Source organism: Liquorilactobacillus sucicola DSM 21376 = JCM 15457, from assembly GCF_000612445.1.
In the GTDB taxonomy this organism is placed as follows: domain Bacteria; phylum Bacillota; class Bacilli; order Lactobacillales; family Lactobacillaceae; genus Liquorilactobacillus; species Liquorilactobacillus sucicola.
In genome coordinates this window covers 1-5,162 of record NZ_BALC01000013.1, presented here as the reverse complement: position 1 = coordinate 5,162, position 5,162 = coordinate 1, and the positions used below count along the sequence as shown (strand labels likewise).

At 36.0% G+C, this 5,162-nt stretch carries 2 protein-coding genes and 4 tRNA genes; all 6 read right to left on the bottom strand.

The features are described 5' to 3' along the window. Positions 1-1,639, bottom strand: a 1,639-nt coding sequence (locus tag JCM15457_RS11515) for a GH25 family lysozyme (protein WP_268870137.1), incomplete at its 3' end; no start/stop codon positions are given. Between the two features lie 1,102 nt (positions 1,640-2,741). Next, a tRNA-Gln gene (locus tag JCM15457_RS11510) sits at positions 2,742-2,813 on the bottom strand. Positions 2,814-2,817: 4 nt separating this feature from the next. Further along, positions 2,818-2,903 (bottom strand) — tRNA-Tyr (locus JCM15457_RS11505). 122 nt (positions 2,904-3,025) lie between these two features. Further along, positions 3,026-4,495: a peptide MFS transporter gene (locus JCM15457_RS11500; RefSeq protein ID WP_034990058.1), complete on the bottom strand. Its 1,470-nt coding sequence runs from the start codon at positions 4,493-4,495 to the stop codon at positions 3,026-3,028. Positions 4,496-4,903: 408 nt separating this feature from the next. Continuing rightward, positions 4,904-4,976 (bottom strand) — tRNA-Thr (locus JCM15457_RS11495). A gap of 12 nt (positions 4,977-4,988) precedes the next feature. Next, positions 4,989-5,060: transfer RNA gene (locus JCM15457_RS11490), tRNA-Glu, on the bottom strand. Positions 5,061-5,162: the final 102 nt, after the last annotated feature.

Below are 5,162 nucleotides of genomic sequence, written 5' to 3'. Positions count from 1 at the left end.
GGTCAAACCAAACCCATTTATTCTCAATATAGCGTTGCCCATACTGCATTTTGCCGTCATTGCCAAAATAAACTTCTTTATTTTGTGCGCCTAACCACATGTACGTGTTCTTTTTCATTGCGCCAGTAGTATCATCAAAATAATAGTAATAATTGTTGATTTTCCTTTGTCCCTTAGCAATTGTTCCATCATCAAAATAATAGAAAGTTTTACCGTCTTTTGTATCTGACACAAAGCGTGCTGGCAAAGCCTTTTTCTGAATAGTTTTCGTACCAGCACTATCTTCAAGAAAACCAGTATAATCAATAGTTACATCCAGAAAACCAGTATAGTTTGCACCACTGGGAAGTTTTACTGTTGAAGCGAATTGCCAAGCACCATCATCAGTATTCCAGTATATCCCATTTGTTGGCGTGTATGGATATTGTGCTTTCCAAGTTCTAGCGGTTCCCACAGTTTTAATAACCGCATCTCGGTAGAGATAACCTGCACCTGTATAAACACCATGATTTGTGTACCCAAAATTATTTAAAATCGACCAAAAACCATTTAAATATTTTTCAATATTCACACTATATGTAGCTTGATCTTCCATATCAGCAAAAACCAGAACAGATTTTGAAAAACTATTTTTCTTAAGTATATTTCCCAGATAGTTAGCCTCCGATGTTGAGGACGATTCCGTATTAAATTTTGCATAATGATAGATATCAACAATTAAGCCAGCCGCATTAGCATAGTCCACTTGTTTAACCAGATATGGGTTTGTGTAATAATCTCCTTCGGTTGCTTTAACAATTACAGTTTTCACACCTAATTTTTTCAACGTATTAAAGTCATTTTGCGTCATCATACTTTGATATGAGGAAACATCGACTGCATCCACCCGCGGACGAGAATTATCGCCTAAGGTCCACGTGTCAGCTGTTGTCTGCACTAATTCTTTTATTGTAGCCGATAAAACAACCTTTTCTGGTGCCTGCACATTTGTTTTAACCGAATTTATATTCCCCTTGTCATTTTCACTACTCGTTGAATTAGTATTTACGGAATCGACTTGTTTAGACGTTTTCTTTGTTATATCGCTAGAAGCACTGGAACTTGTGTGTGCAGTCTTGGCAGCAGTTGCTTCACTTGTTATTGAAGCAGCTTTTGAGTCCCCATCAGTTTCAATGTCTGGTGTGCTCGTATTATCTGAAGAATCATAACTTTCATTTGCGGAAGTAGAATACTCAGAACTAGAGCTGTCGTTATTTGTTGCTTCTTCAGCCGATGAAGCATGTTCTGCATTCGTATGGTTTGCAGACAATGTACTGGACATAATTTCTTCTTTATCAGTTTTCGAACCTGTTGTCGCTGAAACACTTGAACTAGCGCTTGAACTAGTTACCACTGAATCTTTTTTATTTCCAGAACTTACTTCGCTACCCGAATCTGTGCTTTCAGACACCGTTTTTGATGTTGTGGTAACTATTTTTTCAGATGCATTCATCACTGAGTCAGCTTTAGCATTTTGATTGTTTAAACCAACTGCTAAAGAAGCAATTATACTCGCTGCCAACATAGCAGAATTTAATTTAGTACTTAACTTTTTGTGATAATCAACCGTTTTGTCAGATTGATCCGGTCTTGATGACATAAGAACAATTCCCCTTTAAAATGTTATTTTAATTAATTATAGTATTATAATACTTTAAATTCATTAGATAGTATACCTTTGAGCAGTAAAAATTTTACTTATCTTTGAATTTATTGCACTATTTCATGATTAATCTTAATTACTCATTATTCTTGCTTATTGTGCGAATAGCATAGAATATTTGTAATAGACCTAGCATAACTTTTATTAAGATAGACGTTTGTCGTTCTATATTTACATATATATCAAAAAGCAAAAAGTTATGCATACTATAAGAAACATTAAAACAAAAAAGGCTGATCTATCTTTGAAGCCTAAATTAGGCATCAACCGTAACTCGTCAAAATTACCAGAATAGTCTATGGACCCATTTGCTAAAAGTGCCAAGATCTTAGGTCTAAAAAAAACATCAATATTCGAACCGTCCAATATCCCTACATCTGACCTTGGATGAGCGAGATTTAATTAAATAAATTTAAATATGCAACTAAAATATACAACTTAATCAGTATACTTAATTACAGTCAGAGCAGCCAACTGAGACTTTCTCTATAAATTGAATACGTAAGCATCATTAATTTTTTTTACTGCTAAACGGGATAAATTAGTGCCAAAAATCTTAAATCAGCAAAAAACTAATTACGCTTATACTTCAATAATTGGTTACCAAGCTGTTTAATATCAAATGGACACAATCATTTGGTAATGTAGTTTACTAAAACTGCAACTAATGTCAGTGTTATATTGGTTAATCCAACAAAGGTTAAGAAAGACTACGCGTTAAGTTGCGAACTCTGGATTTTTACCTATCGAGCAAGCTATGAAACTATAATACTTCTAGTCTCTTATGTTTGTCCTTTAGACTAACCTTAATTTAGGATTTAAATGCGTTATTTCATCTTTCGATAAAGCCAAGCGCATGAGACTGAATGACCTCGAAAAATTGCAAAATAACTTGATTCTAGCACCATTAAAAAATACTGCCATCTACATTGTAGTTTACAAAGTAGCAACAAGAATAAATACCAAATTATATAAATAAAAAGGTCGCTAAATCAACAATTACGAAGATTTAGCGACATCAACAAAAATACTTACTATATTGGGCTAGCTGGATTCGAACCAGCGCATCACGGGATCAAAACCCGTTGCCTTACCGCTTGGCTATAGCCCAGTTATGGTGGAAGGGAGTGGATTCGAACCACCGAACCCGAAGGAGCGGATTTACAGTCCGCCGCGTTTAGCCAGACTTCGCTACCCTTCCAAAAAACAAGCCTTTCAAATACCTGACTCGATAATAATACACGATTAGGCAGAGTTATGCAAGACTTTTTTTGGCAAAAATAAAAAACATTTCAGTAACTTTCGCTTTAGTTTTTCGTTTTGTTAACGAACACCGCTCATTAATTCCTTAATTCGCGGCACCATTAACAATAATAAGATTCCAAAGATAATAGTCACAACACCGACAACTCCGTAATATACAACTTCTGTCCCTTTTGAATAAAAGCGCACCAATTGTGAGTTAAATGCTTGAGCTACAGCATCACTTAAGAACCACATACTCATCATCTGCGACTGAAAAGCCTTTGGTGCTAGTTTAGTCGTTGCTGACAACCCAATTGGAGAGATAAGCATCTCACCAACAATTACCAGTGCCCAACTGGTAATAAGCCACAACGGACTAACTCTTGTATTTGTTCCGGCCAAAATACCTGGAAGCATCATCCAAATGAAAGAAAGACCGGCAAAAAATAGCCCATATGCAAATTTCGCTGGTGAAGATGGTTGTCTGTTACCTAGTTTCGTCCACAGAATTGCGAAAAGCGGCACATAAATCATAATAAACAAAGGATTCATACTTTGAAAAATACTGGCAGGGTAATGCAACCACCCAATATTAAGCCGTGTTTGCTCCTCTGCAAAAAAGGCAAGAACAACAGACCCTTGTTCCTCAATTGACCAAAACAAAATACTTGCAATAAACAATGGGACATATGCCCAAACCCGAGAACGTTCCTTTGGTGTTATTTTAGAGCTGGATAACATTATTACGAAATAATAAAGCGGGATCATAACAGCAAATATTGTGATTACTAGAATAATGTTTGCAAGATTTAGAAGATTAAATAAACCCATTATTATGAAGACTAATGCCATAAATACAACAAACAATGTAACTTTTTTTAACAGACCTTTAAGCTCATCAGGATCGATCGGATCACTAGGATATAAGCTATCCTTAGACAAATATTTCTTTCCATCTATGTAATATTGCAACAACCCAAAGAACATACCTATTGCTGCTAAAGAAAAACCTAAGTGGAAATTGACCTTTTGCCCTAGATAACCAACCAAAATTGGTGAGATAAAGGCACCCATATTGATACCAAAAACAAAAATCGTAAACCCAGTATCACGGCGCGGATCTGTTTCTCCATACAGCTCACCTACCATCTCAGAAACATTTGGCTTTAACAATCCTGTGCCAATAACTATTAGGCCAATTGAAACGAACAAAGCAGTGCTGCCAAAGGGTGTTGATAATGCGATGTGTCCCAACATAATCAAAATGCCACCAACAAAAACTGTCCGCCGACTTCCCCAAATCCGGTCGCTGATAAAACCTCCAAGAGCACTGGACAGGTAAACTAATGCTCCATAGATCGACATGATAGAAGCCGCTGTAACCTTATCAAACCCTAGGCCACCTCTAGAAACAGAATAATACATATAATAAAGTAAAATAGCACGCATTCCATAATAGCTGAATCTTTCCCACATTTCAGTAAAAAAAAGTGTGGATAGTCCACGTGGATGACCCAAAAAAGCAGCATCCATTGATTTTTTATTCATCAATAATTCCTCCAAATTCTAGAGCTATATTTAAATGCTCACATCCAAATCACAAAAGTGCAACAGAACAATTATAGAAGTCTCTATAGTTGACGTCAATATTTTTGCCAGTAAATTATCTTTTTTTAAAACGCTTACGTATATAAAAAGAGTCTAATTTTACAAAACTCACAACAATACATAAAATCAAATTAAAAAGGCTAGGTCAAAAATAAACTTTTAACCTAGCCCTCTATTATCATATATAGACATGTCTTATAAATCAAAAAACTCGCCTATTACTAATTACTTATTCTGTAATTTCGCGTTAGTCTTTAAATTACCGACTTTGTACTGCTTTAAAAAAAACGAAAGTTCACTCACAGCCCACATAAAGGACTAGTTTTTCAGCCATCAACTATTAAGAAATGCCGGCTGCAGGATTTGAACCTGTGACCCTCGGTTTACGATACCGATGCTCTACCAACTGAGCTAAGCCGGCTCTTTAAACACATGACCCGTACGGGATTTGAACCCATGTTACCGCCGTGAAAGGGCGGTGTCTTAACCACTTGACCAACGGGTCAAAAGCAAAAGCAGAATACTTTTACTCGAAATAAAACAAGCACTCAGAAATCATAGGCACCATTGCCCTGATCATTAATTCTGAGTACAAGCCTTATCTCTA